The following is a 23,891-nucleotide window of genomic DNA, read 5'->3' on the forward strand; positions in this document are numbered from 1 at the left end:
GTCGCGACCGGACCCTACCGGCCCGCCAGCGCAGCTATACCTCGTGGTCGGCGGAGGTGGCTATCGTTCGTGGTCGGCGGAGGTGGCTATCGCTCGTGGTTTGCCACCCTCGCTACCGCTCGTGGTCCACCGGTCCGTACCGATCCTCGACCGTCCGGCAGTAGCGGTCGATGAACTCCATCTCCGTGAGCCCGCCGGCGTCGATGTCCACGAGTAGGCCTTCGAGTTCGTCGCGCGGCTGGTGGCACAGGTCCGTGTGACACTCCTTGCAGAGATACTCGAACTCCTTGCCCTTCCGATCCCAGCGGTCGCCCTCCTTGTCGTACTCCCGGGCATCGGACCGGCTGACGGTGTCGCCGCAGGCGATGCAGTCGACCGTGTCGTTGCCCCGGCGTCTCCGGGAACCCCACATACACGCACCCACGGCCCGCCGTTACTTGCGGTTTTTGGTCACCGGTCGGAGAACTCGGCGGGCGGAGTCCGGTCGGTAAGGGGCGCTTACCAGTAGTCGTTGCCCGTCCCCGACTGCATCCCGGCGTGGACGAACGCCGCGAGGATGTGTCCGATGCGGGTCTCGGCGGTCCAGAGCGCGGTCTCCTCGAACGGCTCGGGGCTGTCCTCGTCGGCGACGACCGACAGCAGCACCGTCGCGTCGTCGACGAGCAGCGTGCGCCCCGTGAAGCCGCCGGCCCCGTCGCTCGACTCGCCCGTCCGTTCGCGTGACGTGACCACCACCCGACCGCCGAAGCCGTCGAGCAGTTCCTCGACCGCGGGGTCGGTCGTGAGGACGAGCACCGACGCGCCGTCGTCGGCCCGGTCGCGCAGCGCCGCGACTACCTCGTCGGAGAGCAGCTCCGCCACGCCGGCAACGAGAATCACGCGGTCGTCTGCCCGCTCGACGAGATCGACGACCCGCTCGTGGATGGCGTGGCGACCGTGGAGCGTGGACACGCTCCCCTCGTCGGCGCGGTCGGCGTGCTCGTCGCGCAGGGCGTCGAGGTTGTCGAAGGCCCGCTCGTGCTCGCGCTCGACCCGGGCGCGCAACTGCTCGCGCGCGGTCGGCAGGCTCACGGGCCGGTACTGCTTGGGCGAGGATTCGACGACTTCGAGGAGGCCGCGGTCCGCGAGGTCGTCGGCCGCGCCGTACACCTGCGACCGGGGAACGTCCGAGAGCTGGCTCACCTCCTGGGCGGTCCCCGTGCCGAGTCGCTGGAGCGCGACGAACACCTGCGCCTCGTAGTTCGAGAGCCCGAGTTCCTTCAACGCCTCGACCGCCTCGTGGGCGCTCATCTCGTCCGAGTCGGAGACGCTCCTGCAAGTAAGTGGTTTCGAGTGGCCGGCCTCGCGGAGCGTATTGTAGAATACTACAATAATTTATACCGTCGGCGACAAGGGACGGCTACACTCCATGGATCTCGCCGACCGCTACGCCGACGCGCTGACAACGTACAGCAAGGTAGTGATTGCGCTCTTGCTGGTCTCGACCGCCGTCGTCGGGTACGGCGCGGGAAGCGTCGATTCGGGGCTGACCATCGCCAGCTTCGGGAGCGACTCGACCGAAGCCCAGAAGCTGGAGTACGTCGAGGCCAACTTCTCCGACGACGAGGAGAACGCGTCGGTGATGCAGGTCGTCGTGCGTGGCGACAACGTTCTGACCAAGCAGTCGCTCGTCGAGACGTTGCGGCTCCAGCAGCAACTGCGGGAGAACGAGACGGTGAACGCGACGCTCAGCGAGGGGCAGGCGACGGTCGGCCTGTCGAACCTCGTGGCGACCGCCGCGATTCAACAGGACAGATCCGACGGCGAGGGCGGCGGTGCCTCTGGCCCCGCCCAGCCCCAGCCGACCCTGGACGACCAACTCGCGCAGCTCGAATCGATGTCTCAGACCGAGATCGACGCGGTCGTGCGCTCCGTGCTCGATCCCGACCGCGCGGCGACGGGGCCGGTCGACCCGTTCACGCTGCTCGCCACCGACTACGAGCCGGGGAGCACGACCGCCTCGGCTCGGGTCCTGTTCGTCTTCCAGCAGGCCGATTCGGGCGGTGACGCGCTGTCAGACGAGTTGGTGGCGGGCCAGCTCGCGACCCGGGACCTCGCCGATCGGACCGTCGAGTCGACCGACGCGTTCGTGTTCGGCGCGGGCATCGTCGACGACGTGTCGGGACAGGCGACCGGCGAGAGCTTCGCGGTCATCACGCCGTTCGCGCTCGCGCTCGTGCTCGTCGTCCTGCTGATCGCCTATCGGGACCTCCTCGACGTGGCGCTCGGCTTGTTCGGCACCCTGCTCGTCCTCGTCTGGATGGGCGGGTTCATGGGCTGGGCCGGCATCGGTGTGACCCAGATCATCATCGCGGTCCCGTTCCTGCTCATCGGCCTCTCCATCGACTACGCGCTCCACGTCGTGATGCGCTACCGGGAGGCCGGGGCCGAGGACGCCGACCGCTCGCCCCGCGAGGCCATGCGCGTCGGGCTCGCGGGCGTGACGGTCGCGCTCGCGGCCACGACCTTCACCACGGCGGTCGGCTTCACCGCGAACCTCGTCAGCCCCATCGAGTCCATCCGCCAATTCGGCCTCGTCTCAGCGTTCGGCATCGTCTCGGCGTTCGTCGTGTTCGCGGGACTGTTGCCCGCGCTCAAGTTCGAACTCGACGGCCTGCTCGTACGGGCGGGGTTCGACCGCCGGAAGCGCGCGTTCGGAACCGGCGGGAGTGTCGCGGGTCGCTTCCTCTCGGTCGGAGCGACCGCCGCGCGCCGGATGCCCGTCGCCGTGGTCGTGGTCGCGCTCGTCGTAAGCGCGGGCGGCGGCTACGCCGCGACCGACATCGACACCTCGCTCGATCAGGTGGACTTCCTGCCGCGGGACTCTCCCGACTGGATGGACTCGCTGCCCGAACCGTTCAGTCCCGGTGACTACGAACTCCGGGAGAACGTGATCTTCCTCAACGACAAGTTCGTGCAGTCCCGGGACAGTTCGCAGGTCCAGATACTGGTGGAGGGGCCGGTCACCGATCCCGACACGTTCGACCGGGTCGCGGCGGCCCGCGAGGAGATCGGCGCAAGTTCGAGTGCCATCACGCTCGCCAGCGGCCAGCCCCGCGTGGAGGGGCCGCTATCGGTGCTTCAGCAGGTGGCGGCGACCAACGACACGGTCGCGGCCGTCGTCGCCGAGCACGACACCGACGGCGACGGCGTTCCCGACCGGAACCTCGAAGCGGTGTACGACGCGCTCTACGGGGCGGCCCCAGAGCAGGCCGCCGGCGTCGTCCAGCGCACCGACGACGGCGAGTACCGAGCGGTCAGGCTGGCGGTCTCCATCCGCGGCGGCTCCGACACCGGGGTCGTCACCGAGGAGATGCGCGCGGTCGCGGACGGCATCGAGTCGGGCTCGGCCCTGACCGTGACCGCGACCGGCCGGCCCATCATCGACGAGATCACCCAGAGTGGCCTGCTCCGTACGCTCGTGGAGACGTTCCTTATCACGCTCGGGGTCATCGTCGCCTTCCTGACGGTCATCTTCTACCGGCGGTACGGCACCCTGTCGCTCGGCGCGGTGACGATGGTGCCGGTCGTGTTCGCGCTGAGCTGGATCCTCGGCGTGATGTACCTGCTAAACATCTCGTTCACCACCGAGACGGCCATCATCGCCAGCATCGGCATCGGCATCGGCGTCGACTACGCCATCCACGTCAGCGAGCGGTTCGTGACGGAACTGGAGACCGCGGCCTCCCCCGCGGCAGCGCTAGAGACGACGCTCGCGGGCACCGGTGGGGCGCTGCTGGCGAGCGCGGTCACGACCGCCGGCGGGTTCGGCGTCTTGCTGCTCGCGCTCGTCCCGTCGCTCCAGCGGTTCGGCCTCGTGACCGGCACGACCATCGTGTTCGCGTTCGCGTCGAGCGTGGTCGTGCTGCCGAGCCTGCTGGTGCTGTGGTATCGGTATCTCGGCTCGGACCTGTCGGTCGGTAACGAAGCTGTCGGCGCGACCGGGGACTGAAGCCGTCGTTGCCGGTCGCTGTCCGCTTCAGGCTCGAATGACCGTAATCGCCCGCCCTTTGTCGATGGCCAGTTCCAGCTCCTCCGCGATGTACTTTCTCTCGAAGGATCGTATTTCGGTCGGACCGCTCCATCTACAGCCTAAATTCTTTAGGCTGTAGGCTCACAACGTACACACATGAGTGCAGATAAGAAGCGGGTGCAGTTCCGTGCGCCTTCACGATTGATAGACCGAGCTGACTCGCTAGCGGACGTGTTCGGTTCTGACCGGACCGACGTTCTCATCGACGCACTTCGAGAGTATCTGCGAGAAGCGGCCCACGACGACGAGATAAAGCAAGAGATAGCTGGCGCGTACTACGACGACGAGATCAGTTTCGAGCAGTTGAAGTCGCTGGTCGGGACAGAGGAGGCCGCGAATTTCCGTGTCCTGAAACAACAGTTGGACGAAAAACTCACCGAGGAGTTGGCTGATCTCTAAATGACAATCGTCGCTGACACCTCCGCGTTGGTGAGCCTCGGTTGCTCGACCGACCCACCTATCGTCGACATGCTCTGCTCCGAATACGAACTTCGCGTCCCCGAAACTGTCGTCACGGAACTCGAAGAGGTTGCGGCGTACGACGACGAGCACGCACAGGCTGCACAGCGCGTCCTCAACCAGACCGACGACATCGAAATCGGAGAGGTTTCCTTAGATTCAGAGTTCCCGCTCGACGACGGAGAGAACGCCGCAGTGACTCTGGCAAACGACCGCGAGGCCAAAATGCTTCTCCGTGACGAGTTCGACAAGATTGGGCTGATACACGCTTCGCTTGACGACGTTAAACTCGTCACGACCCCAAAATTCCTCCTCGTTCTGGAAGCAAACGAGTTACTCTCGCCGATGGACGTCGCGTCGCTACTGAATACTATCGGCGAGGTCAGAAGCTGGGACGGAAACAGCTACGTCGAGCGCGTCCGGGACCGACTCTAGGGCCGACTCTACGCCCGAACGACCGTAATCGCCCGCTCCTTGTCGATAGCCAACTCCAGCTCTTCCGCAATCGCACTGCCACGCGAGACCTGAATGTCGCCGCCCCGGCCCACGGTCGCGGTGAAGAGGTACTCGCCGTCGGCCTGCACCTCGACCGTCTCGCCCGCGTGGCCCTCGGTCGGGATGACGACGTGCCGGGAGGTGATGTCGGGCGTCACGATCTCGCCTTCCGTGCCAGCGCCGCCCGCGCCAGCTGTTCCACCTGCGCCGCCGCCAGCGCCCGCGCCGCTGCTTGCGCCCGAGGCCGACTGCGGGCGCTCGTCGAGGGTGCGCACGTCGATGTCGATGCCGAGGCGGTTCTCGATCTCGTCGATGCGGCCGCCGCCCTTGCCGATGACGTAGGAGATGTCGTCGTCGCTGACGTAGACGGTGGCGCGATTCCCGCCCTGCACGTCCACGTCGACCGGGCCGCGGGCGACCGACTGGATCTCGCGTTCGATCTCCTGCTTGGCGAGCTTCGAGACGCCGCTCTCCTCGCGCTCGTTCTCGTCGAGGGGCACCGTCACGACCTGCCGGTTGAACGTGTAGATCTCGTACTCCGGGCGGCCGGTCTCGAAGTCGTTGATGACGATGACCGGGCGAGCCAGATCCTCCTCCATCAGGCCCTCGGGCACCTTGACCTGCGTGGTCACGTCGTACACCTTCGTGACCTCGCCGGCCTCGATGTAGACGACGGTGTCGACGATCTGGGGGATCATCCCGAGTTCGACCCGGCCGACGAGCCGCTGGAGCGCGTCGATGGCCCGCGTGGCGTGGACCACGCCGATCATCCCGACGCCCGCGAGCCGCATGTCGGCGAACACCTCGAAGTCGTCGGTCTTCCGGACCTCGTCGTAGATGGTGTAGTCGGGGCGGACCATCAGCAGCGAGTCGGCCGTCTTGGCCATCTCGCCGCCGAGTTCGGTGTACTGGGTTATCTCCGGGCCGACCTGCAGGTCGCGGGGCTTCTCCATCGTCTTGACCGCGAAGTCGTTGTCGGCGAGGAACTCCCCGACCGCCTGCGCGAACGTGGACTTGCCGGCACCGGGCGACCCGGACACGAGGACGCCGCGCTGCTGGTCGAGCAGCCGCTGTTTGAGCTCGTCGGCGTACTCGTAGTCCTCCATGTCGGTCTTGACGATGGGCCGGACCGCGGTGATCTCCCACGCGTCGGCGAACGGCGGCTCCGCGATGGCGATGCGGTAGTCGCGGAACTGGACGATGGTCATCCCGGGCTCGTCGAGTTCGATGAACCCCTCGTTGCTCTCCTTCGCGCTGTCGACGATTTCCTGGGCGATGTCGCGGATCTCCTCCTCGGAGAGCAGGTCGTCACCGATCTGCTGGTACTCCATCTCGCCGACGTCGCCGCGCTTGGCCTTCGGTTCGACCCCGGCGCGGAGGTGGACGCTCATCGTCGACTCGTCGAAGTAGTCCTCGACCGAGAGCCGGCCGATCTCGTCGTCGTCGGTCCGCGGCGAGACGTACTCGACCTCGATGCCCTTCGCGGCCGCGACCTCGCTCTGGACCACGTCGCTGGTGACGAACACCGCGTCGTGCTCGGCGGCGAGTTCGCGGATGAGCGCGTCGATTTCGCCCTCGCTGGCTCGACCTTGCTCGTCGGCGTCGGGGCGCTCGCCCACGTAGTCGAGGTCGATGGTGCCCTCGTCGGCGAGGTCCGCGAGCCGCTGGAGTTCGGCGAGGCCGTCCCACCCGCTCTCGGTGCCGCTGTTGGCCTGCGCTTCGAGTTCCGCCACCACGGCTTCCGGGACGAGGACGGTCGCCCCTCGAAAGTCGCCGTCTTCGATGCGCTCGGAGACGCGCCCGTCGACGACGACGCTGGTGTCCGGCAAGACGTTCATGTCGGTTCGTACGCCCGGCGCGTTCATAAGGGACGTGCTTCGGGGGTTGGAGGGTCTTGGAACTGCTCCGGGAACGACTGGAGTTTGTCGCTCTGACTGGTGGCTGTCGCTCTGACTATTCTTCCCGCCCGGCGTGCGCTGACTTCTTTTTGTGTCGGTTGCGCGCTAACCTCTCCTTCTGCCCGGTACGTGCTGATTTTCCCTTCCACCCGGCGCGTGCTGGCGCGACCTCGTGTCGCGCCAAATCGCGCGAGGGACGAGTAGCGCAGGCCGAAACGGAGTGGAGGCCGAGCAACGCAAGAGGCTGGGGAGGTCCGAGGCCCGTGCTGTGCGGTTGCGGTGCTGTGCGGTCGCGGTTGCGGTCACGCCTAGGCTCAAGCGATAGCTAGCTCAGATGTTCTCAGAGTCAACAGAATGCAGTCTTGAAGCTAGCTTCTGCTTGAGCCTAGGCGTGACCGCGACCTCATCCTCCCCAGCCTCCTCTCTCCCTCGCTTCGCTCGGTCGTTCGTCCCTCGCGCGCGTTGCTCGCGAGCGCCCGAGTGGTCGGTGAAGGGTCGCGCCGGAGGTGGATGGCGAAGGGTCGTGCCAGAGTTGGACGACGAATGAGCGTGCCAAAATCAGGGAACGACAAATCCCGCCATCTACTCCCGAGTTAATCCGCCCGTACGGGCAACAACTTTCAATCGCTTCGCTCCCGTCCCGTCCCTATGGCCGTACTCGAATCGCTGGCGGACGACGGCGGCGGCGCGAGCTGGCTGCTCGTCGGCCTGCTGGCGCTCTCGATCCCCGTCACTCTCGTCTCCGGCGACCCTGTCTGGACCGCGTTCCTCGTCGCCGACCTCGCCGTGCTGGTGCTGCCGGCGGTCGCGTTCCGCGACCCGGAGGTGATGCTCCCGCCGGAGGTGACCGCGCTGGCCGTGCTTCCCGGCGTCTCGCGGGTGATTGCTCCGGCGTGGGTCACCGAGTACGCGACGTACGTCGGGGTCGCGGCGGTGTCGCTCGCGGTCGTGGTCGAGATCGCGCTGTTCACCGAGGCCGAGATGTCCGAGCGGTTCGCCGCCGCGATGGTCGTCCTGACCACGATGGCCGCCATCGGCGTCTGGGCCGTGGTGCAGTTCCACGCCGACCAGTACCTCGGCACCGACTTCATCGCGTCGCCCGACGCCCTGATGTGGGAGTTCGTCCGAGCGACCGCTGCGGGCGTGGTCGCGGCCGGCGTCTTCCACTTCTACTTCCGGGAGCGCGACCCCCGTGAACGGGTCACTCTCGACGCGTCCGGGGACGAACAGAGTCGAACCCATACCTCGCAGGAGGGCGAGCGCGGATGACCGACATGCTCTCCGACGAGCGCGAGCGCTGGCTGGTCCGCGGGCTCCAACTCGTCCTCCTCGGCATCTCCGCCTACGGCCTCTCCCGCGGTCAGACGGGCATCCTCGTGAACGGGCTCGTCTCGTTCGGGGTCACGCTCGTCCCGGCGTTCCTCCGGCAGGACACGAGCATCTCGCTGGACGTGACTCACGTGCTGGTGCTGTCGGTCGCGGTGGTCGTCCACGCGGTCGGCGCGCTTGGCCTCTATCAGACGATTCCGTGGTACGACTCGGTCGCTCACGCGCTCTCGGCCTCCATCGTCGCCGGCGCGGGCTACGCCACGGTGAAGGCGGTCGACCGCAACTCCGAGCAGACCACTCTCCCGGCGGGGCTCCAGTTCGCGTTCATCCTCGTCTTCGTGATGGCGTTCGGCGTGTTCTGGGAGATCCTGGAGTTCGGCACCGGGCTGGCGTCGGAACTGCTCGGCGGCGAACCCGTGCTCGCTCAGTACGGCCTCGACGACATCGTCTACGATCTGGTGTTCAATCAGGTCGGCGCGGTCGTCGTCGCGGGCTGGGACGCCGCTCGCCCGCAGGGGGCCGCCGACGAGGCCACCGAGGCGATGGACGATTAAGGTCTCATGAAGCGCTCACTCCGACCACGTCACGTTCCGCGTGAGGACGAACACCAGCAGCGCCATCAGAAGTTGGCCCAGCAGCGCCTCCACGCCCGCGACGACGCGCGCCGGGATGAACACCGGCTGGAGGTCGCCGAAGCCCAGCGTCGCGAACGTGACGGTGCTGAAGTAGAGGCTCTGGAGGAACACGACGACGTTGTACAGCACCCCCACCGAGGGGTCGAAGAAGTACTTCACGGGCGTTCCCTCCGGGGTGGTACCGTGGATCTGCCCGATCAACGGGTAGAGCACCGCGCAGACGAGGATGACCGCGAGCGAGGTCGCGATGACGCGCCACGGGCTGGAGCCGTAGCTGGTGGTCCAGCGCCACGCCTCCCGGGCGAGCGCTCGGGGGTACGACCCGAAGGCCCACGCCTCGCGGCGGCGGACGTCCTTGCGCGCGAGGTAGTACGTCCGGGCCGCTCCAGTCAGACCGTTCTCCTCGGCGACCTGCTGGAGTTCGTTGTAGCTCCAGTGGGAGGCTTCGTACAGCCGACGGCGCTCGTCGTCGTCCGCGCTGTCGGGGATGCTCTCGGCGTACACCACGCCGTCGCCGAAGTCGGTGCTCTCGGAGATGCGGACGTTGTCGAACACCGCGTAGTGGAGCCGAATCCGGGAGAGGTCGGCACCGCGGAGGTCCGTCCGGTCGAACTCGGCGTGTTCGAGGTTCGTCCCGCGGAGCGTGGCGTGCTGGGCGTCGACGCCTTCGAAGTGACTGTAGCGCAGGTCCGCGCCGGTCAGATCCGCACCGTCGAGGTTGGCGTTGACGAATCGCGCGCCGGCCATCGTCCGCCCGGCGAGCCACTCCGAGCCCGAGAGTTCCACGTCCCGGAGGACCGCGCCGTCGAGGCGCTCGCCGACCTCGGGTGCGGTCGATTCGAGGAGCCGGGTGGGCTTCTGGGCGACGTCGGCGTGCCAGATGCACCGGTCGTGGCCGTTCCACGTCTCCCGCCAGCAGCAGATGCCGCCGAGACCGGTGACTGTACTGGCCTCGTACACGTGACCGCACCGACCCTCCGGAACTGGCGCGACTTCCTCGCCGGTCGTCGATTCGGCTCCCGGCCCCGTGCTCTCGGTTGCCATCCCCCCAGCCATAGGCCTTGTAACGCGCAGGACGGCTTCTGTTTTGTGCCGGGTCGAAGGCGAGGCGCGGTGAAGCAGACCGAACAGGTGAGGTCGCCCCACGACCCAGCCGATGTCCTGGTAGACTGAAAGGGCGAGCCCGCCGAGGGCTTTCGAGGACACGTCTTCGGTTCCAGCGACGCATCCAAACACTATCTACCATCCGCGACCGGCGAGCAGACTTACGACCCTGAGAACCCAACGTCCGGCCGTGCTCGAACTCTATCAGGCGGAGGACTGTCCGTACTCCGAGAACGTCCGGCGGAAGATGCAGCAGCTCGGACTGTCGTTCGTCGCGCACAACCCGCGAACCCACGAGGGCGAGGTGCGCGACGAGGAGGCGCACGCAGAACTGCTCGACCGTGGCGGCGAGGACCAGATCCCGTTCCTCGTGGACCCCGAGCGCGACGAATCCATGTACGACAGCGACGACATCGTGGCGTACCTCGACGAACACTACAGTTGAGTCGCCGTCGGCGCTCCGTCCACGGGGGCCACCACGCATATTCCCGGCGACGGCGTGACCCCGCTATGGCCGACCTGCAAGCGATCCACGACGAGATTTACCGCATCCGCGAGAAGACCGACGCGAGCCGGGAGGTGCGCCAGAACCTCCAGTCCATCGAGCAATCGCTGTCGGGGTTGCAGAGCGGCGAGGACGCCCCCGGGATGTACCGCGACCGTCTGAAGGAGGTCCGGGCGGAACTCGACCGGCTCGCCGACGACGCGGACGACGAGGAGGTGACCGCTGAACTCGACCGTCTGCGCGAACAGGTCCGAGAACTGGAACGCGACGAGACGTAATTGGATCGAGAACTGGAGTTGGAACCGAGTTTCGCTCACCCGGATTACCTCTCTCGGTTGCACTCGGTGAATTGTTCACCATCGGCGCGTGCTGGCGCGACCTCGTGTCGCGCCATCTCGTGCGAGGGACGAGCATCGCAGCCCGGAGTGAAACGGAGGGCGAGAAGCGCAAGCGGCTGGGGAGGTCTGAGGTCCGTGCTGTGCGGTTGCGGTTTCTCATATGCCTCGGCAGTAGCTAGCTTCGACGACGCTGTTCTATTTCTGGCTGAGTTTGAGCTAGCTACTGCTTGAGCCTCGGCGTGACCGCACAGCACCGCAACCGCGAGCCTCGAACCTCCCCGGCCTCCTGCGTTGCTCGGCCTTCGGCCTGCGCTACTCGTCCCTCGCGCGTTGCTCGCGCACGCCAAATTCAAAATAAAATAGGTGTCAGCCTCCGAGAAAACCGTGTACGAATCATAACCCTACATCCAGAACCCCCACGCGATTGCCGAACGGGAGACGCTTTTACCGCGGGGTCGCCAACCACGGGGCATGAGCGAAGTCGTCGAACTCACCCGCGAACTCGTCTCCATCCCGAGTCACGAGGACGAGACCGCGGCGGGCGACCGCATCGAGCAGTGGCTCCGGGCAGAGACCGACGCCGAGGTGACCCGCGACGAGGCCGGGAACGTCCTCGCGCGCCGAGGGCCGGACGAATCCGAGTCGTCCGGCGACACCACCTCGCTCGCGCTGGTGGGCCACCACGACGTGGTGCCGCCGGACGACTCCCAGACGAGCGCAGAGGGTGATAGCGTTGCGTCGGAGACGCAACGAAACGGAGGCGGTGAAGCCGCCGGAGAGTACATCGTCGAGGAGCGCGACGGGCGGCTCTACGGCCGGGGCACCGCCGACATGAAGGGCGCGGTCGCCGCGTCGATGCTCGCCTTCCGGGACGCGACCCCCGAGGAGTTGGACTGCGAACTCGTCTTCGCGAGCTTCGTCGGCGAGGAGGTCGGCGGCGACGGCGCGCGAGCGGCCATCGAGGACGGGTTCGCGCCCGACTACGCCATCGTCGGCGAGGGCTCGACCGGCTACTCCGCGCCGGGCGTGACCGACGTGGCGGTCGCGCACAAGGGACGCAGAGGCAGCACTGTCACTGCACGGGGATCGGCCGCGCACGCGAGCGAGCCCGCGAAGGGCGAGAACGCGGTCTACCGCGCCTGCGACGCCGTGGACGTAATTCGCGAACTGGACTTCCCCGCGGTCGAGGTGCTCGGCGAGGAGGTCAGCGGAAGCGTCGCCGTCACCGGCATCGACGGCGGGAGCGCGTGGAACGTCATTCCGGAGGGCTGTGAGATCACGGTCGACGAGCGCACCGTCCCCGGCGAGCGCGCCCCGCTCGAACGCGTCGAGGAGATCGCGGGCGTCGAGTGGACGGTCGACCAGGACCTCCCGCCGATGCAGTGCGACGACGAGGCGTTCGCCGAGACGGTGCTCGCGGCCGCCGTGGACGCCCAATCCGTATCCAGCGAGCCCGAACTGGTCAGCAAACCTCACGCCACCGACGCGGGCTGGCTCGCAGAGGCGGGGACGACGTGCGTGGTCTGCGGCGTGGCCGAACCCGGCGAGGCCCACACCAAAACTGAGAGCGCGAGCGTCGAGGTGCTGGAGCGCTGCTACGAGATCTACCGGGGCGCGGCCGAGCGGCTCTGAAGACTAGCGGGCGTGGTTCCGGACGGGCGACCGCGTCAGACCTGATGGACGTAGGCCTCGGCATCCGCGTACGTGTCCGGGATGTCGCCGATACCCCAGCCGGAGCCGGTAGTCTCGATGTAGTAGTATCTCCGATCATCGTACTCCCAGTAGACGCCGGGTAGGTCGTCGTTACCCCGGATGCCGGCGGCCATGTGCCCCGGCGGCTGGATGAGCACCATGTCGTAGCCGAACGGTTCGGCTTGCAAGACCGCGGCCAGCATGATGGCCGTGTCCTCGCAGTCGCCACCCGCCTCGGTGATGGTCTCCGTGATGAACTTGGTGTAGTCGTCGAACTCCTTGCTCACGTCGTCGGGCACGTACGGGAGGTTCTGCACGAAGTCGATGATGAACTCGACCTGCGTGCGCTTGCCCGAGAAGCCGTTGGCCTCCGCCTCGTCGGCCAGAATCCCGGCGAGTTCGTCAGCGAACCCTTCCTGCTGGGCGTGGGAGACGTACTCCGGCCGGGAGCGTCCCCGCGGCTCCTCGACGGCCTCGACGTAGGAGGTCTTGTAGATGTAGAAGCTCGTCGACCACGAATTCCCCTGCGTCGAGCCCTCGAACGACAGTTGGTACGCGCCTTCGATGGCCGTCCGTTCGTACTCTTCACCCGAGTCGTCGGCCAGCGACTTCGGATGCGGACTTCGCTCGACGGTGACCCCGTCGTCGTGGCGGACGAACGGGTCGGTTTCGTGGAAGAAGACGAGGTCCTGGGACTCCACCGAGTCGAAGTCGAGGTCGCCGGGCATGAGGAACGCCATGTAGTGGACGCGGTCGTCGGCCGATAGCTCCGCGTCCGAGAGGTCCACGGACGCGGTGAGTTCGGTCGTCCCGTCGAGCGTCACCGCGTCGCTGGTTCCGTAGACGACGCCGTCGCCGCGGGGATAGCGGTACGCGATGGCGAGGAGTTTGGTCGATTTGCCGGAGAACGAACCGTCGACCTTCGGGCCGTTCGGGACGACGTGGGCAGTGACCTCCTGAGAACTGTAGCGGGTCACGTGTGACTCCTGCTCGCTCCACCCCTCGCCCACGGTCAGCGAGTTCGCGGCTTCGGGGTCGACGGTCGTCGTGGTAGTCGCTGCCGTCGTCCGGGTCGTGGCGGTGGTCTGAGCCGTCGCAGTCTCCGATTCGGTCGTCGCCGGTGCCGTTGTCCGGACACTCGTCGCCGGTGCTGTGGTCCGGGCAGTCGTCGCAACCCCTTCGAGGTCGGACTTCTCCTGAACGGCCGGGTCGTTCGGTGCGTAGTCTTCCGAGTCCGGTACGCCGTCGCCGTCGCTGTCCCTCTCGGTGGTCTCCGGCTCTGAGCCACTGCCCGAAGTGCAGCCTGCGACCGCGGTCGCGGCAGCGACCGAGCCGAGAAATCGGCGTCGTTCCATGAGCGTCGAACCGACTGACATCTAATAAATTTGGGGATGGCGTTTCGGTTCGAAATCCTGTCTTTGATAACGGGTGACAACCTACACCACGCCGATGGCAAGCGAAGCCGCCGCGGACGAGACCGCCGACACGTACTCGGAGTTCATCGACACGGTAGAGCGACTGATGAACGTCGGACACGCCGCCGGGGTACTCGGCTGGGACCAGGAAGTAATGATGCCCGAGGGCGGGACGCCAGCCCGGTCGAAGCAGCGCTCGGCGCTCTCGACGGTGAGGCACGAGCTGCTCACGTCCGACCGGATGACCGAGATGCTCGACGAACTCGAAGACGCCGATCTGAGCGACGAGCAGGCGGCGGTCGTCCGGGAGATCCGCCGCGAGCACGACCGGAAGTCGCGGGTGCCCGAGGAACTCGTCGAGGAGATATCGCAGGCGTCCTCCGAGGCGATGCCGGTGTGGCAGGAGGCCAGGGAGGAGGACGACTTCTCGACGTTCGCGCCGACGCTCGAACGGCTGGTCGAGCTCAAGCGCGAGTACGCCGAGCACATCGACCCCGACCGGGATCCCTACGAGGTGCTGTTCGAGGACTACGAACCGTACCTCGGCATCGACGCCGCCGAGCGCGTGCTCGAACGCCTGCGCGAGGAGCTCGTCCCGCTGATCGACGCGGTCCGGGAGTCGGATGCCGACCTCGCCACCGACACGTTCGCCGGTGAGTTCGACACCGACGTGCAGGAGGGGCTCGCCCGCGACGTGCTCGACGCGCTGGGCTACGACTGGGAGCACGGCCGGCTCGACACCGCGCCCCACCCGTTCTCGTCTGGCAACCAGTTCGACGCCCGGGTCACGACCCGGTTCGACCCGAACGAGCCGCTGGGCGCGCTGATGGCGACGGTCCACGAGTTCGGCCACGCCAGCTACACGCTCGGGCTCCCCCGCGAGCAGTACGGCACGCCGCTGGGAAGCTCCCGGGACATGACCGTCCACGAGTCCCAGTCGCGGCTCTGGGAGAATCACGTCGGGCGGTCGAAGCCGTTCTGGGAGAACTTCCTGCCGACCGTCACGGAGCGGTTCCCCGACCAGCTCGCCGACACGTCGGTCGAGGACGCCTACGAGGCCGCAAACGAGGTGTACGAGGACAATCTCATCCGGGTCGAGGCCGACGAGCTCACCTACCACATGCACATCGTGGTCCGGTTCGAGATCGAGCGCGACCTCATCCGGGGCGACCTCGACGTGGAGGACGTACCCGAGGTGTGGAACGACAAGTACGAGGAGTACCTCGGAATCCGGCCGGACACCGACGCCGAGGGCTGCCTGCAGGACATCCACTGGAGCCACGCCGACTTCGGCTACTTCCCGACCTACTCGCTGGGCAGCGTGCTCGCGGCCCAGTTGTTCGACAGCGCCGAGGGCGAAATCGACGACCTCGACGGGAAGGTCCGGGCGGGCGACTTCGCGGACCTTCACGACTGGCTGACCGAGAACGTCCACCAGCACGGCTCGCGGTACACCACCGACGACCTCGTCCGGCAGGCGACCGGCGAGGAGTACACCGCGGACTACTTCCTCGACTACGTGAAGTCGAAGTACGGCGAGCTGTACGAACTGGACGATTACCGGTAGGCCGGCCGGTTCGGCACCAGTAAGCCGGCCGTTTCGGCACCAGTAGCCCGGCCGTTTCGGCACCAGTAGCCCGGCCGGTTCGGCACCAGTAGCCCGGCCGGTTCGACACCAGTAAGCCGGCCGGTTCGGCGGTCGGCTGGACTCTCGGCGTCTACCGATTTTCTCGCCGATTCCGGATTGTAACCGTCTCCGCGAGCCAGTGCGTGCGCGCAGAACTGCGCGCACGCACTGGCCCGCGGAGACGACAGGGCGGTGGCCGACTCGTCGCGCGCTACTGGCGGACGATTCACCGGCCGAAACTGGCGACTGGTTCACCGGCCGAACCCGGGCGGCTGGTTCACCGGCCGAAATTCGCGGACGATTCACCGGCCGAACCCGGGCGGCTGGCCGGGCGTATCCCGAGGCTACGACCGCGTTCCGCAACAACCGTTATTGCGGACGATGTGGTGGGCGTGGTATGGCCGACCGGAGTACCCGGCGTCGCTTCCTCGCGGCGGGGATCGCCGGGTGTCTCGCATCGCTGGCCGGCTGCTCCTCGTGGGGCCCCCGGCGGGAGACGACCGAAGCGAGCGGAGCAACCGACCCGACGACGACCGCGGACTCGACGGCGAGCAGTCCCACGCAAGGCAAAGGTGCGCCTTCCACCGAGACGTCCGCTCCGGACAACTGGGGAACGGTCGACGTTCGCGGCGCGATATACCTCCCGGCGCGAGCCTTCAACTTCTACCAGCAGTGGGCCGACTACGATCGCGAGGTCATCGAGCGCGATCTGGGCTACGCGACCGAGGTGAACCTCAACGCCATCCGGACGTGGGCGAGCATCGAACACTGGCAGGAGGACGCCGAGGCCCACCGCGAAGCTATCGAGCACTTCCTGTCGACCGCCGAGGGGTACGACCTCGACGTGCTGCTCGGTCTGTTCGACTTCGCGGGCCGGGACCCCACCGAGGAGCGCCTGCAGGACACCGACCCGCGGACCGCCACCGGGGTCCGGTCGCCGAGTTCGGCGGTCATGCGCGACAGGTCGCGCTGGGGCGAGCCCGAACGGTACGTCCGGTGGTTCATGGACGAGTTCCGGGACGACGACCGGCTCATGGCCATCGAGGCGATGAACGAGCCCGGCTGGCAGTCCCACGCCACGCGGTTCGCGGGGGCGATGTTCGACGCGATGGTCGACGAGCGGGGGTCGGTCCCGCTCACGGTCGGGTCGACGAGTATGGCGAACAACGCCGAGTACCACGACTGGGGAAGCGACGCGCTCCAGTTCCACTACAACTTCGCCGAGAGCCCGGCGGTGTACCGGGAGATGCTCCGGTCGAACCGGTCGGTCGCCGACGAACTCGACGTTCCCGTCTGGCTCTCGGAGTGGCAGCGCGTCCGCGGCGCAACGGGGTTCGCCACGGAGCCGCCCGACGACCAGAAGACGCCCGACTACGCGTCGCTCGCGCCGCTCATCCACGAGTCGGGGTTCGGCAACTTCTTCTGGTCGCTGATGGTCCAGCCCGCGTTCGTCCCGGCCCAGCGCCAGTACGGCATCCTGAACGGGCTGTTCCACGAGGACGGTACGGTGTGGAGTCGCGAGGACGCCCGGGCCATCGCGGCGATGTCGGGCGAGACCGACGTGAGCGGCCTCGAACAACGACGGGAGTGGCCCGCGTGGGCGTCGGCGGTCGAGGACGGGACGTAGTCCGCCGCGCGGCGTCCGATGCCCGGACGCTGTCGGGTTCCCAACGGTTCTGCCGGGACCCCGGTTTTGATGTACCCGGACTGAAAGCTGAAACTATGGCGGACGCGTACGACGAACTTCTCGACCGATATAAGCGCATCTCCGCGCTCGGAGACGGCAGTCAGGTACTGTACTGGGACCAGCAGGTGATGATGCCCGAAGGCGGCACGCCCGCCCGCTCCGAACAGCTCTCGGCGCTCTCGTCGGTGGTCCACGAGCGACTGACTGCCGACGAGGTGGGCGACCTGCTCGACGACGCCGAGAGCGAGGATCTGAGCGACGAGCAGGCGGCGGTCGTCCGGGAGATTCGCCGCGAGTACGACCGGAAGTCGCGAGTGCCCGAGGAACTCGTCGAGGAACACAGCCGGCTCCAGTCGGAGGCCCAGGACGTCTGGCGCGAGGCCCGGTCCGAGGCCGACTTCGAGACGTTCGAGCCGATCCTGCGCGAACTGCTCGACCTCCGAGTCGAACGCGCCGAGCACATCGACCCCGACCGGGACCCCTACGAGGTGCTGTTCGAGAAGAGCGAGCCGTACCTCGGACTCGACACCGTCGAGCGAATCTTCGACGAGCTCAAGGACGGCCTCGTCCCGCTTATCGAGGACGTGCGGGCGAGCGATGACGTGCCCAACGTCTTCGAAGGGACCTTCGACACCGACACCCAGCGCGAACTCTCCGAGGAGGTGCTGGACCTGCTGGGCTACGACTGGGACCGGGGCCGACTCGACGTCTCGACCCATCCGTTCACGTCCGGGACGCAGTTCGACGCCCGGGTCACGACCCGGTTCGACGAGGCCGACCCGCTCGCCGCGATCGGATCGACCGTCCACGAGTTCGGCCACGCCACGTACATGCTCGGCCTGTCGCAGGACGACTACGGCTCGCCGCTCGGCGAGTCGCGGTCGTCGGGCGTCCACGAGTCCCAGTCGCGCTTCTGGGAGAACCACGTCGGGCGCACGCGGGAGTTCTGGGACCTCTTTCTGCCCACGATGCAGGAGTACTTCCCGCAGCTCTCGGACGTGACGACCGAGGAGGCCTACCGCGCGGCCAACCGAGTGAAGGAGGACAACTGCATCCGGGTCGAGGCCGATGAGGTGACCTACCACATGCACATCATCCTCCGGTCGGAGGTCGAGCGCGAGTTCGTCTCGGGCGACCTCGACGTGAGCGAGATTCCGCGCGCGTGGAACGACAAGATGGAGGAGTACCTCGGTATCCGGCCCGACGACGACGCGGGGGGCTGCCTGCAGGACATCCACTGGACCGGCGGATTCGCCAGCTTCCAGAACTACACGGTCGGGAGCGTACTGGCTGCCCAGATCTGGGCGGCCATCGAGGACGACCTCGACGACCCGCGCGGGCTCATCCGCGAGGGAGATTTCGAGCCGCTCCACGACTGGTTCCGGGAGAACGTCCACCAGCACGGCTCGCGGTACACCACCGACGAACTGATTCGAGAGGCGACCGGCGAGGATCTGACCGCGGAGTACTTCCTCGACTACGTGGAGGCGAAGCTCGGGGAAATTTACGACCTCTGAACGACGCGAGTGGGACGTTTTCGAATTGAGCGCAGGCTGGCGATTTCCGGCGTGCGCTGGCTCTACTTCCGACTTGCCTGACCTCGTTTTTCTTTCGACTCAGCGTGAGCTTTGTGTCCTTCTGGCTCGGCGCGCGCTCTCTGTTCATTCCCACTCGGCGTGCGCTCCCCGTTCCTTCCGACCTGGCGCGTGCGGGCGCGGCCCTGTGCCGCGCCCATCCGCGCGAGGGACGAGCATCGCAGCCCGGAGCGTAGCGGAGGTCGAGACGCGCAGGAGGCTGGGGAGGTGTGAGGCTCGCGGTCGCGGTGCTGTGCGGTCGCCGTGCTGTGCGGGCACGCCGAGGCTCAAGCAGTAGCTAGCTTCGCACTCTCTCGATAGAAGGAGAATCTATCGTGAAGCTAGCTACTGCCGAGGCATATGAGAAACCGCACCGCACAACACCGCAACCTCGTCCTCCCCAGCCTCCTCGCTCACTGCGTTCGCTCGTCCCTCGCACGAGTCGCTCCCTCGCTTCGCTCGGTCGCTCCCGCGCGCCGAGATTCAAAATCGAAATGTAATCAGCTCGTGGATTTTGCGGAGTTCGAAGCTACTTCCCCAGACTTTCACCCCACCCCACCACACTCGACTCACGAACCACTACCGACGATTCCCACCCAAAAATCCACGTCGCGTCCGATAGTCGTCTACGCGCCCGCTTCTTCCAGTGCGTCTTCGAGGTCGTCGCGCTGGGTGACGCCGACGAACCGCTCGACGACGCCGTCGTCGTTCTCGACCACGATGGTCGGGATCGAGCGGACCTGATACTCGTTGGCGACGTCCTGATGCTCGTCGACGTCGATCTTCTCGAACTCGACGTCGCCCTCCCAGTCGTCCTCCATCTCCTCGAGGATCGGGTCCTGGGTCTTGCACGGGCCGCACCAGTCTGCGTAGAAGTCCTTCAGCGTGACACTCATTGTGTTCTCCCGAAAGTTCCGTCGCCGCGCGCATAAGGGTTTCCCACCACCGTGCCTTTGCCGCGAACGGGTGCGAACGCCGTTCTCTCTCGGCACTGACGCCGCCGCGCGCTCCGAAAGGTTTACGCGGCGGGCTGTCCCATCACCCTCTATGAGCAGTGGCCAGAACTCCGGCGGGCTGATGTCCAGTGCCGGACTCGTCCGGTACTTCGACGCCGAGGACAACAACGCCATCCGCATCGACCCGAAGACAGTCGTCGCCTTTGGCGTCTTCTTCGGCGTGTTCGTGAAGGTGCTGAACGTCCTCGCGCTGTAGTCGTCTTCGATTTTCCGGCTCGCCGGAGCCGCCGACTCTCGCAGTCCTTCGAGCAGTTCCAGCGGCCGCTACTCCTAACCGGAGTCGCGTCGACCCCGTGGTATGCGTATCCCGTTTTTCCGCGACACCGACGAGACGAGCGACGCTCCGCCCGAGTCCAATCCAACGAAGTCCAGCCGCGCCGAGTCCGAGACTCCCGAGTTCACTCGCGCCGAATCCACCCACCCCGATCCCGGCCGGGCGGCGAGTCCCGGTCCGGGACTCGCCGCCCGGCTCGCGGAGGGGGCCAAGGGCGGCTTCGTGGCGACCCTCGCGATGACCGCGTATCGACTCCCCGTCTCGCGGTCGCTCCCGCCGACCGCCGAGTTCTGGAGCAAATTCGTCGCGGGCGGCGACCCCGACGACCATCCGATTCCCGCGGTCGCGCTCCACCTCCTCTACGGCGTTGCCGGCGGCGTCGGCTTCGGTCTCCTCGCGCCGTTGGACGCGGACGCGACCGCCGAACGAGACTCGGCCGACGACCACCGCGAGACCGCGCGCCTCGAAGCGGTCGGCCTGCTGACCGGCGTCGGCTACGCGCTCGCGCTCTCGGCGTTCGGCGAGCGCGTGGTGCTGGGCAGACTCCTCGACCTAGACCTCGAAGGCGACGAGCGGCTGGTCTTCCACGCGGGCCACGTCGTCTACGGCCTCAGCCTCGGGACGTGGGTCGGCTCCCGGACCGGCCACCGGCGGTAGAACCGTCGTCTGCCAAGGCTGTGGAAAATCGGAGCGAACCCACGGAACCGATGCCGGAGTTGCCGCGAAGACGGACCCTTTTTGCCCCCGACTCCTTACTCGCGGCCATGACTCTGACGGCAGGCGTCGTCGCGGTGCAGGGGGACGTGAGCGAACACGCCGAGGCGGTCCGGCGGGCGGGCGCGGCCCACGGCCGCGAGGTAACGGTCGAGCGTATCCGGACTGCGGGGACGGTCCCCGACTGCGACCTCCTGTTGCTGCCCGGCGGGGAGTCGACCACCATCTCGCGGCTGCTCCACGACGAGGGCATCGCGGAGGAGATCACGGCCCACGTCGAGGCGGAAAAGCCCGTCCTCGCCACCTGCGCGGGCCTCATCGTCCTCTCGACCGACGCGGGCGACGACCGGGTCGAGGAACTCGGCCTCGTAGACGCCAGCGTCGAGCGCAACGCGTTCGGCAGGCAGGCCGACAGCTTCGAGGCCCCACTCGACGTTTCTGGGCTGGACGACCCGTTCCCCGCGGTGTTCATCCGCGCGCCGGTCGTCGGCGAGGTTGGCGACGGCGTCGAGGTGCTCGCGTCGTGGGACGGCCGCCCGGTCGCGATCCGCGACGGGCCGGTCGTCGGCACTTCGTTCCACCCGGAGCTCACAGACGACTCCCGGCTCCACGGGCTGGCGTTCTTTCGGGACGGGTGACCGCTCGTCGCCGGACCGTCTCGCGGTCTACCGGCTGTCGGGGCCGTACGTGGAGAGCGACGTCCGGCAGGTCGCGTCCGGCGTCGTGGTCGGGGCCGTCGCCCGGCGCTTCCGCGCGACGTTCCCCCGGCACCCGCGCGCTCGTCCTCGGGTTCGGTTCGGACCGCTCTCCGATCCGGTCCCCGACCAGTAGGGCAGATTTTTCTTGCTGGCACCCGTCGGGTGGGCCATGAAGGCCGACATAGACGCGGTGCGGGTCGCCATGACCGAGGATGGGCCGGTCCCGGTCGTGGTGCTCGCGCCCGACGACGAGACTGGCGTGCTCCCCATCTTCATCGGGTTCGACGAGGCCGTGAGCATCGCGCGGGGGATGGAAGCCGAGGACATCGGTCGGCCGCTCACTCACGACCTCGCGCTCGATCTGGTCGAGGAACTCGGCGGTCGCGTGACCCGCGTGGTGGTGACCTCGCTGGAGGACAACACCTACATCGCGGACCTCCACGTCGACACGCCGCGGGGCGACACCGTGGTCGACGCCCGGCCGAGCGACTCGCTGGCGCTGGCGGCCCGGACCAACGCTCCCATCGAGGTCGACGACGACGTGTTCGACTCGGGGCGGCGCGACCGCGAGGAGTTCGACCAGCTACAGGACATCCGCGAGGTCGCGGAACTCGGACCATGAGCGGGGACCGCGACGGGACTGACTCGACGGATTCGGCGGCCGCGAACGACTCGGAAGAGTCGGTCGACTCGGCAGACCCGGTGCTGGACGAACTGTTCGCCGTCATCGAGGACCGCAAGGAGACCTTGCCGGAGGGCTCGTACACCGCGTCGCTGTTCACCCACGAGAAGGGCGAGAACGCGGTGCTCGAAAAGCTCGGCGAGGAGTCCACCGAGCTCCTGCTGGCCGCCAAGGACGACGACCGCGAGGAGATGGCCCACGAGAGCGCCGACATCGTCTACCACCTGCTCGTCCTGCTCTCGATGAAGGAGATGGACCTGTCGGACCTGCGGGCCGAACTTCGGAAGCGTCGGTGAACGGCAGTGTTCAGGTAAACGAGGCAAATTTCTGGCTTCGCTTGGCGAATCAACCGTTACCCTGGTGGACTGAAAGGGCGAGCGACCGAGGGCTTTCGGAGATGTCTCGCCCACTCTAATCGCTTATTTGACCACTAGCTTAAATAGTGGTATCCATGATGTGTAATATTCCGACCCCGGGCTTTCTCGCTAAAGGCGCAAAAACAATCTCCGACCTCTTCTCCTCCGTTGCAGGTCGATCAGCCCCTGATTTGTTTTGACCTACTCGACGTTCTCGAACCGATGCAACACGACCTCGCTCGAATCGTCCCATTCGAAGTGGTCGTGGGCGCGGTTCAGCACCTCGCGGTACTCTGCCAGATCGGCCATCCCTTCTTTCCGGGCGTCCTCGTCGGTCAGATCGCCGAGCGTCCGGTCGCGGACCTCCGCGACCTCGAAGGTTTCGCCGTCGAGTTCGAACCGGTCGCCTTCTTCCGCGTACTGGCTGCCGCGGTGGATCTGCTCGATGTCGCCCGCCGTAGCTCCGCGGCGCATTCGCTCGTTCGGCAGCAGGGTCTCGGCGTCGATTGTCGTCATGCGCTGGGGTTCGGGCCGGACCCGGAAAACGATTCGGTCGGCGGCCGGACAAGAAGTGTATACGTTGCGGGAACCGCTACCGCTGACGACGATTTTTCGAAAGCCCTCGGCGCGCTCGCGGTCGCTGCTCGACATATCCGCGCCTCACCGCACAGCACCGCATCGGCGCGGATAGAGGTCGAGCAGGCGACTGAACTGAACGCGAGCGCACCTCGCCCTTTCAGTCCGCCAGGGGGTGGTCGGTTCACCAGCCGAGAACCCGTCGTTGGTTCAGACCTCTACTCAAATCGTCACTCCCCCGAGAGCGCTCCGCCGATGGCCCCCGCGAGCGCGCTCTCCAGTCCGAAGATGAGCGCCAGCGTGATGCCGACCACGAGCGCGCCCCGCCGACCAGCGGCGCGAGCAGGCCGAGACCGGGCGCACCGAGCGCGCTGATGCCCAGCGCGAGTATCGCCGCGAAGACGATGCCGCCGAGCGACCCCGCGAGCAAGCCGTGCCACGCGCCGCTTCCGACCCCACCGCCCGCCATGTACCCCGCGAGGAAGCCACCGAGAAAGCCCGCCGTCAGCTGTCCGAGCCCGGGGACGGTGAGCCCGATCGCCCCGATGACGAGCCACGCGAGAAACCCCACGACGACCGCGTACCAGTTGGTCATTGCCACACAGAGTACGTCACGCGACGGGTTAAGCGTTGGTCACGCCGAGAACGGTACTATCCAGATACGCCAGTGGAGTTCGTGAGACCGTTGGGAAAGCCCCTCGCCCTTTCAGTCCACCAGAGATGATGAGTGGTCCACCAGAGATGA

General features: G+C 67.1%; 23 protein-coding genes and 1 pseudogene. 16 read left to right on the forward strand and 8 right to left on the reverse strand.

Annotation, left to right across the window (positions count from 1 at the left end; all coding sequences use genetic code 11):
* Positions 1-112: 112 nt before the first annotated feature.
* Together DPQ64_RS16370 and DPQ64_RS16375 are read right to left on the reverse strand one after the other, a co-directional pair.
* Positions 113-412, reverse strand: a complete 300-nt coding sequence (locus DPQ64_RS16370) for a DUF7562 family protein (RefSeq protein WP_115865383.1) — start codon at positions 410-412, stop codon at positions 113-115.
* Positions 413-498: 86 nt separating this feature from the next.
* Positions 499-1,290: a TrmB family transcriptional regulator gene (locus DPQ64_RS16375; protein ID WP_115865384.1), complete on the reverse strand. Its 792-nt coding sequence runs from the start codon at positions 1,288-1,290 to the stop codon at positions 499-501.
* 118 nt (positions 1,291-1,408) lie between these two features.
* Between DPQ64_RS16375 and DPQ64_RS16380 the strand changes: the two genes are divergently transcribed.
* The 3 genes from DPQ64_RS16380 (at position 1,409) to DPQ64_RS16390 (ending at position 4,966) form a co-directional block, all read left to right on the forward strand.
* Complete coding sequence (locus DPQ64_RS16380) at positions 1,409-3,991, forward strand: efflux RND transporter permease subunit (RefSeq protein ID WP_115865385.1); 2,583 nt, start codon at positions 1,409-1,411, stop codon at positions 3,989-3,991.
* Positions 3,992-4,168: 177 nt separating this feature from the next.
* The gene (locus tag DPQ64_RS16385; RefSeq protein ID WP_115865386.1) at positions 4,169-4,471 is read left to right on the forward strand and encodes a hypothetical protein; all 303 of its coding nucleotides are present in this window, start codon (positions 4,169-4,171) and stop codon (positions 4,469-4,471) included.
* On the forward strand, positions 4,472-4,966 hold the full coding sequence (locus DPQ64_RS16390; protein WP_115865387.1) for a hypothetical protein: 495 nt from the start codon (positions 4,472-4,474) through the stop codon (positions 4,964-4,966).
* 8 nt (positions 4,967-4,974) lie between these two features.
* Here DPQ64_RS16390 and DPQ64_RS16395 read toward each other — a convergent pair whose 3' ends face one another.
* The gene (locus DPQ64_RS16395; RefSeq protein ID WP_115865410.1) at positions 4,975-6,864 is read right to left on the reverse strand and encodes a PINc/VapC family ATPase; all 1,890 of its coding nucleotides are present in this window, start codon (positions 6,862-6,864) and stop codon (positions 4,975-4,977) included.
* Positions 6,865-7,572: 708 nt separating this feature from the next.
* Between DPQ64_RS16395 and DPQ64_RS16400 the strand changes: the two genes are divergently transcribed.
* Complete coding sequence (locus tag DPQ64_RS16400; RefSeq protein ID WP_115865388.1) at positions 7,573-8,193, forward strand: hypothetical protein; 621 nt, start codon at positions 7,573-7,575, stop codon at positions 8,191-8,193.
* On the forward strand, positions 8,190-8,807 hold the full coding sequence (locus DPQ64_RS16405) for a hypothetical protein (protein ID WP_115865389.1): 618 nt from the start codon (positions 8,190-8,192) through the stop codon (positions 8,805-8,807). The genes DPQ64_RS16400 and DPQ64_RS16405 overlap by 4 nt, the downstream gene beginning before the upstream one ends.
* 15 nt (positions 8,808-8,822) lie before the next feature.
* Here the strand turns inward: DPQ64_RS16405 and DPQ64_RS16410 are convergent, their stop codons facing one another.
* Positions 8,823-9,932, reverse strand: a complete 1,110-nt coding sequence (locus DPQ64_RS16410; protein WP_198662169.1) for a pentapeptide repeat-containing protein — start codon at positions 9,930-9,932, stop codon at positions 8,823-8,825.
* Positions 9,933-10,182: 250 nt separating this feature from the next.
* Here DPQ64_RS16410 and DPQ64_RS16415 point away from each other — a divergent pair, with 250 nt between their 5' ends.
* The 3 genes from DPQ64_RS16415 to DPQ64_RS16425 all read left to right on the forward strand — a co-directional run bounded on the left by DPQ64_RS16415 (position 10,183) and on the right by DPQ64_RS16425 (position 12,467).
* The gene (locus tag DPQ64_RS16415) at positions 10,183-10,437 is read left to right on the forward strand and encodes a glutathione S-transferase N-terminal domain-containing protein (protein ID WP_115865391.1); all 255 of its coding nucleotides are present in this window, start codon (positions 10,183-10,185) and stop codon (positions 10,435-10,437) included.
* A gap of 65 nt (positions 10,438-10,502) precedes the next feature.
* Entirely contained in the window at positions 10,503-10,775 is a 273-nt protein-coding gene (locus DPQ64_RS16420) for a hypothetical protein (RefSeq protein WP_115865392.1), read from the forward strand.
* A 531-nt stretch (positions 10,776-11,306) separates the two neighbouring features.
* Entirely contained in the window at positions 11,307-12,467 is a 1,161-nt protein-coding gene (locus DPQ64_RS16425; RefSeq protein ID WP_115865393.1) for a M20 family metallopeptidase, read from the forward strand.
* 35 nt (positions 12,468-12,502) lie between these two features.
* Here the strand turns inward: DPQ64_RS16425 and DPQ64_RS19355 are convergent, their stop codons facing one another.
* A complete protein-coding gene (locus tag DPQ64_RS19355; protein WP_198662170.1) occupies positions 12,503-13,882 on the reverse strand; it encodes a hypothetical protein in 1,380 nt (459 codons plus the stop codon).
* Positions 13,883-13,976: 94 nt separating this feature from the next.
* On the opposite strand from DPQ64_RS19355, the gene DPQ64_RS16435 reads away from it, so the two are divergent.
* The 3 genes from DPQ64_RS16435 to DPQ64_RS16445 all read left to right on the forward strand — a co-directional run bounded on the left by DPQ64_RS16435 (position 13,977) and on the right by DPQ64_RS16445 (position 18,773).
* Positions 13,977-15,509 (forward strand): carboxypeptidase M32, encoded by a 1,533-nt coding sequence (locus tag DPQ64_RS16435; RefSeq protein WP_115865394.1) that lies wholly within the window; start codon positions 13,977-13,979, stop codon positions 15,507-15,509.
* A gap of 457 nt (positions 15,510-15,966) precedes the next feature.
* Complete coding sequence (locus DPQ64_RS16440) at positions 15,967-17,196, forward strand: glycoside hydrolase 5 family protein (protein ID WP_232820609.1); 1,230 nt, start codon at positions 15,967-15,969, stop codon at positions 17,194-17,196.
* A gap of 95 nt (positions 17,197-17,291) precedes the next feature.
* Complete coding sequence (locus DPQ64_RS16445) at positions 17,292-18,773, forward strand: carboxypeptidase M32 (RefSeq protein ID WP_115865395.1); 1,482 nt, start codon at positions 17,292-17,294, stop codon at positions 18,771-18,773.
* 683 nt (positions 18,774-19,456) lie between these two features.
* On the opposite strand, the pseudogene trxA reads toward DPQ64_RS16445, so the two are convergent.
* Positions 19,457-19,732 (reverse strand): annotated as a pseudogene (gene trxA, locus DPQ64_RS16450) (thioredoxin); the annotation flags it as partial.
* Between the two features lie 145 nt (positions 19,733-19,877).
* Here trxA and DPQ64_RS16455 point away from each other — a divergent pair.
* The 5 genes from DPQ64_RS16455 (at position 19,878) to hisE (ending at position 22,510) form a co-directional block, all read left to right on the forward strand.
* Positions 19,878-20,042: a preprotein translocase subunit Sec61beta gene (locus DPQ64_RS16455; protein WP_115865397.1), complete on the forward strand. Its 165-nt coding sequence runs from the start codon at positions 19,878-19,880 to the stop codon at positions 20,040-20,042.
* A gap of 102 nt (positions 20,043-20,144) precedes the next feature.
* Positions 20,145-20,777: a hypothetical protein gene (locus DPQ64_RS16460; RefSeq protein ID WP_115865398.1), complete on the forward strand. Its 633-nt coding sequence runs from the start codon at positions 20,145-20,147 to the stop codon at positions 20,775-20,777.
* 107 nt (positions 20,778-20,884) lie between these two features.
* Entirely contained in the window at positions 20,885-21,472 is a 588-nt protein-coding gene (gene pdxT, locus DPQ64_RS16465; protein ID WP_115865399.1) for a pyridoxal 5'-phosphate synthase glutaminase subunit PdxT, read from the forward strand.
* 229 nt (positions 21,473-21,701) lie between these two features.
* Positions 21,702-22,154 (forward strand): bifunctional nuclease family protein, encoded by a 453-nt coding sequence (locus DPQ64_RS16470; RefSeq protein ID WP_115865400.1) that lies wholly within the window; start codon positions 21,702-21,704, stop codon positions 22,152-22,154.
* Positions 22,155-22,234: 80 nt separating this feature from the next.
* Positions 22,235-22,510 carry a phosphoribosyl-ATP diphosphatase gene (hisE, locus tag DPQ64_RS16475; RefSeq protein ID WP_115865412.1) on the forward strand — a complete coding sequence of 92 codons (276 nt, stop codon included), beginning with the start codon at positions 22,235-22,237 and terminating at the stop codon, positions 22,508-22,510.
* A 261-nt stretch (positions 22,511-22,771) separates the two neighbouring features.
* Here hisE and DPQ64_RS16480 read toward each other — a convergent pair whose 3' ends face one another.
* Positions 22,772-23,086 (reverse strand): ASCH domain-containing protein, encoded by a 315-nt coding sequence (locus DPQ64_RS16480; protein ID WP_115865401.1) that lies wholly within the window; start codon positions 23,084-23,086, stop codon positions 22,772-22,774.
* 244 nt (positions 23,087-23,330) lie between these two features.
* Positions 23,331-23,741, reverse strand: coding sequence for a DUF5518 domain-containing protein (locus tag DPQ64_RS16485; RefSeq protein ID WP_232820610.1), 411 nt, complete (start codon positions 23,739-23,741; stop codon positions 23,331-23,333).
* Positions 23,742-23,891 lie beyond the last annotated feature (150 nt).

Origin of the sequence: Halorussus litoreus, from assembly GCF_003382685.1 — an archaeon.
Taxonomy (GTDB): Archaea; Halobacteriota; Halobacteria; order Halobacteriales; family Haladaptataceae; genus Halorussus; species Halorussus litoreus.

Bases quoted from the DNA above. Each gene is read 5' to 3' on its own strand.
- DPQ64_RS16425 (WP_115865393.1), top strand. From the start codon at position 11,307: ATGAGCGAAGTCGTCGAACTCACCCGCGAACTCGTCTCCATCCCGAGT.
- DPQ64_RS16385 (WP_115865386.1), top strand. From the start codon at position 4,169: ATGAGTGCAGATAAGAAGCGGGTGCAGTTCCGTGCGCCTTCACGATTG.
- DPQ64_RS16445 (WP_115865395.1), top strand. From the start codon at position 17,292: ATGGCGGACGCGTACGACGAACTTCTCGACCGATATAAGCGCATCTCC.
- DPQ64_RS16375 (WP_115865384.1), bottom strand. From the start codon at position 1,290: ATGAGCGCCCACGAGGCGGTCGAGGCGTTGAAGGAACTCGGGCTCTCG.
- DPQ64_RS16380 (WP_115865385.1), top strand. From the start codon at position 1,409: ATGGATCTCGCCGACCGCTACGCCGACGCGCTGACAACGTACAGCAAG.
- DPQ64_RS16420 (WP_115865392.1), top strand. From the start codon at position 10,503: ATGGCCGACCTGCAAGCGATCCACGACGAGATTTACCGCATCCGCGAG.
- DPQ64_RS16435 (WP_115865394.1), top strand. From the start codon at position 13,977: ATGGCAAGCGAAGCCGCCGCGGACGAGACCGCCGACACGTACTCGGAG.
- DPQ64_RS16405 (WP_115865389.1), top strand. From the start codon at position 8,190: ATGACCGACATGCTCTCCGACGAGCGCGAGCGCTGGCTGGTCCGCGGG.
- DPQ64_RS16400 (WP_115865388.1), top strand. From the start codon at position 7,573: ATGGCCGTACTCGAATCGCTGGCGGACGACGGCGGCGGCGCGAGCTGG.
- pdxT (WP_115865399.1), top strand. From the start codon at position 20,885: ATGACTCTGACGGCAGGCGTCGTCGCGGTGCAGGGGGACGTGAGCGAA.
- DPQ64_RS19355 (WP_198662170.1), bottom strand. From the start codon at position 13,882: ATGGAACGACGCCGATTTCTCGGCTCGGTCGCTGCCGCGACCGCGGTC.
- DPQ64_RS16395 (WP_115865410.1), bottom strand. From the start codon at position 6,864: ATGAACGTCTTGCCGGACACCAGCGTCGTCGTCGACGGGCGCGTCTCC.
- DPQ64_RS16455 (WP_115865397.1), top strand. From the start codon at position 19,878: ATGAGCAGTGGCCAGAACTCCGGCGGGCTGATGTCCAGTGCCGGACTC.
- DPQ64_RS16470 (WP_115865400.1), top strand. From the start codon at position 21,702: ATGAAGGCCGACATAGACGCGGTGCGGGTCGCCATGACCGAGGATGGG.
- DPQ64_RS16480 (WP_115865401.1), bottom strand. From the start codon at position 23,086: ATGACGACAATCGACGCCGAGACCCTGCTGCCGAACGAGCGAATGCGC.
- DPQ64_RS16390 (WP_115865387.1), top strand. From the start codon at position 4,472: ATGACAATCGTCGCTGACACCTCCGCGTTGGTGAGCCTCGGTTGCTCG.
- DPQ64_RS16485 (WP_232820610.1), bottom strand. From the start codon at position 23,741: ATGACCAACTGGTACGCGGTCGTCGTGGGGTTTCTCGCGTGGCTCGTC.
- DPQ64_RS16410 (WP_198662169.1), bottom strand. From the start codon at position 9,932: ATGGCAACCGAGAGCACGGGGCCGGGAGCCGAATCGACGACCGGCGAG.
- DPQ64_RS16460 (WP_115865398.1), top strand. From the start codon at position 20,145: ATGCGTATCCCGTTTTTCCGCGACACCGACGAGACGAGCGACGCTCCG.
- DPQ64_RS16440 (WP_232820609.1), top strand. From the start codon at position 15,967: ATGGCCGACCGGAGTACCCGGCGTCGCTTCCTCGCGGCGGGGATCGCC.
- DPQ64_RS16370 (WP_115865383.1), bottom strand. From the start codon at position 412: ATGTGGGGTTCCCGGAGACGCCGGGGCAACGACACGGTCGACTGCATC.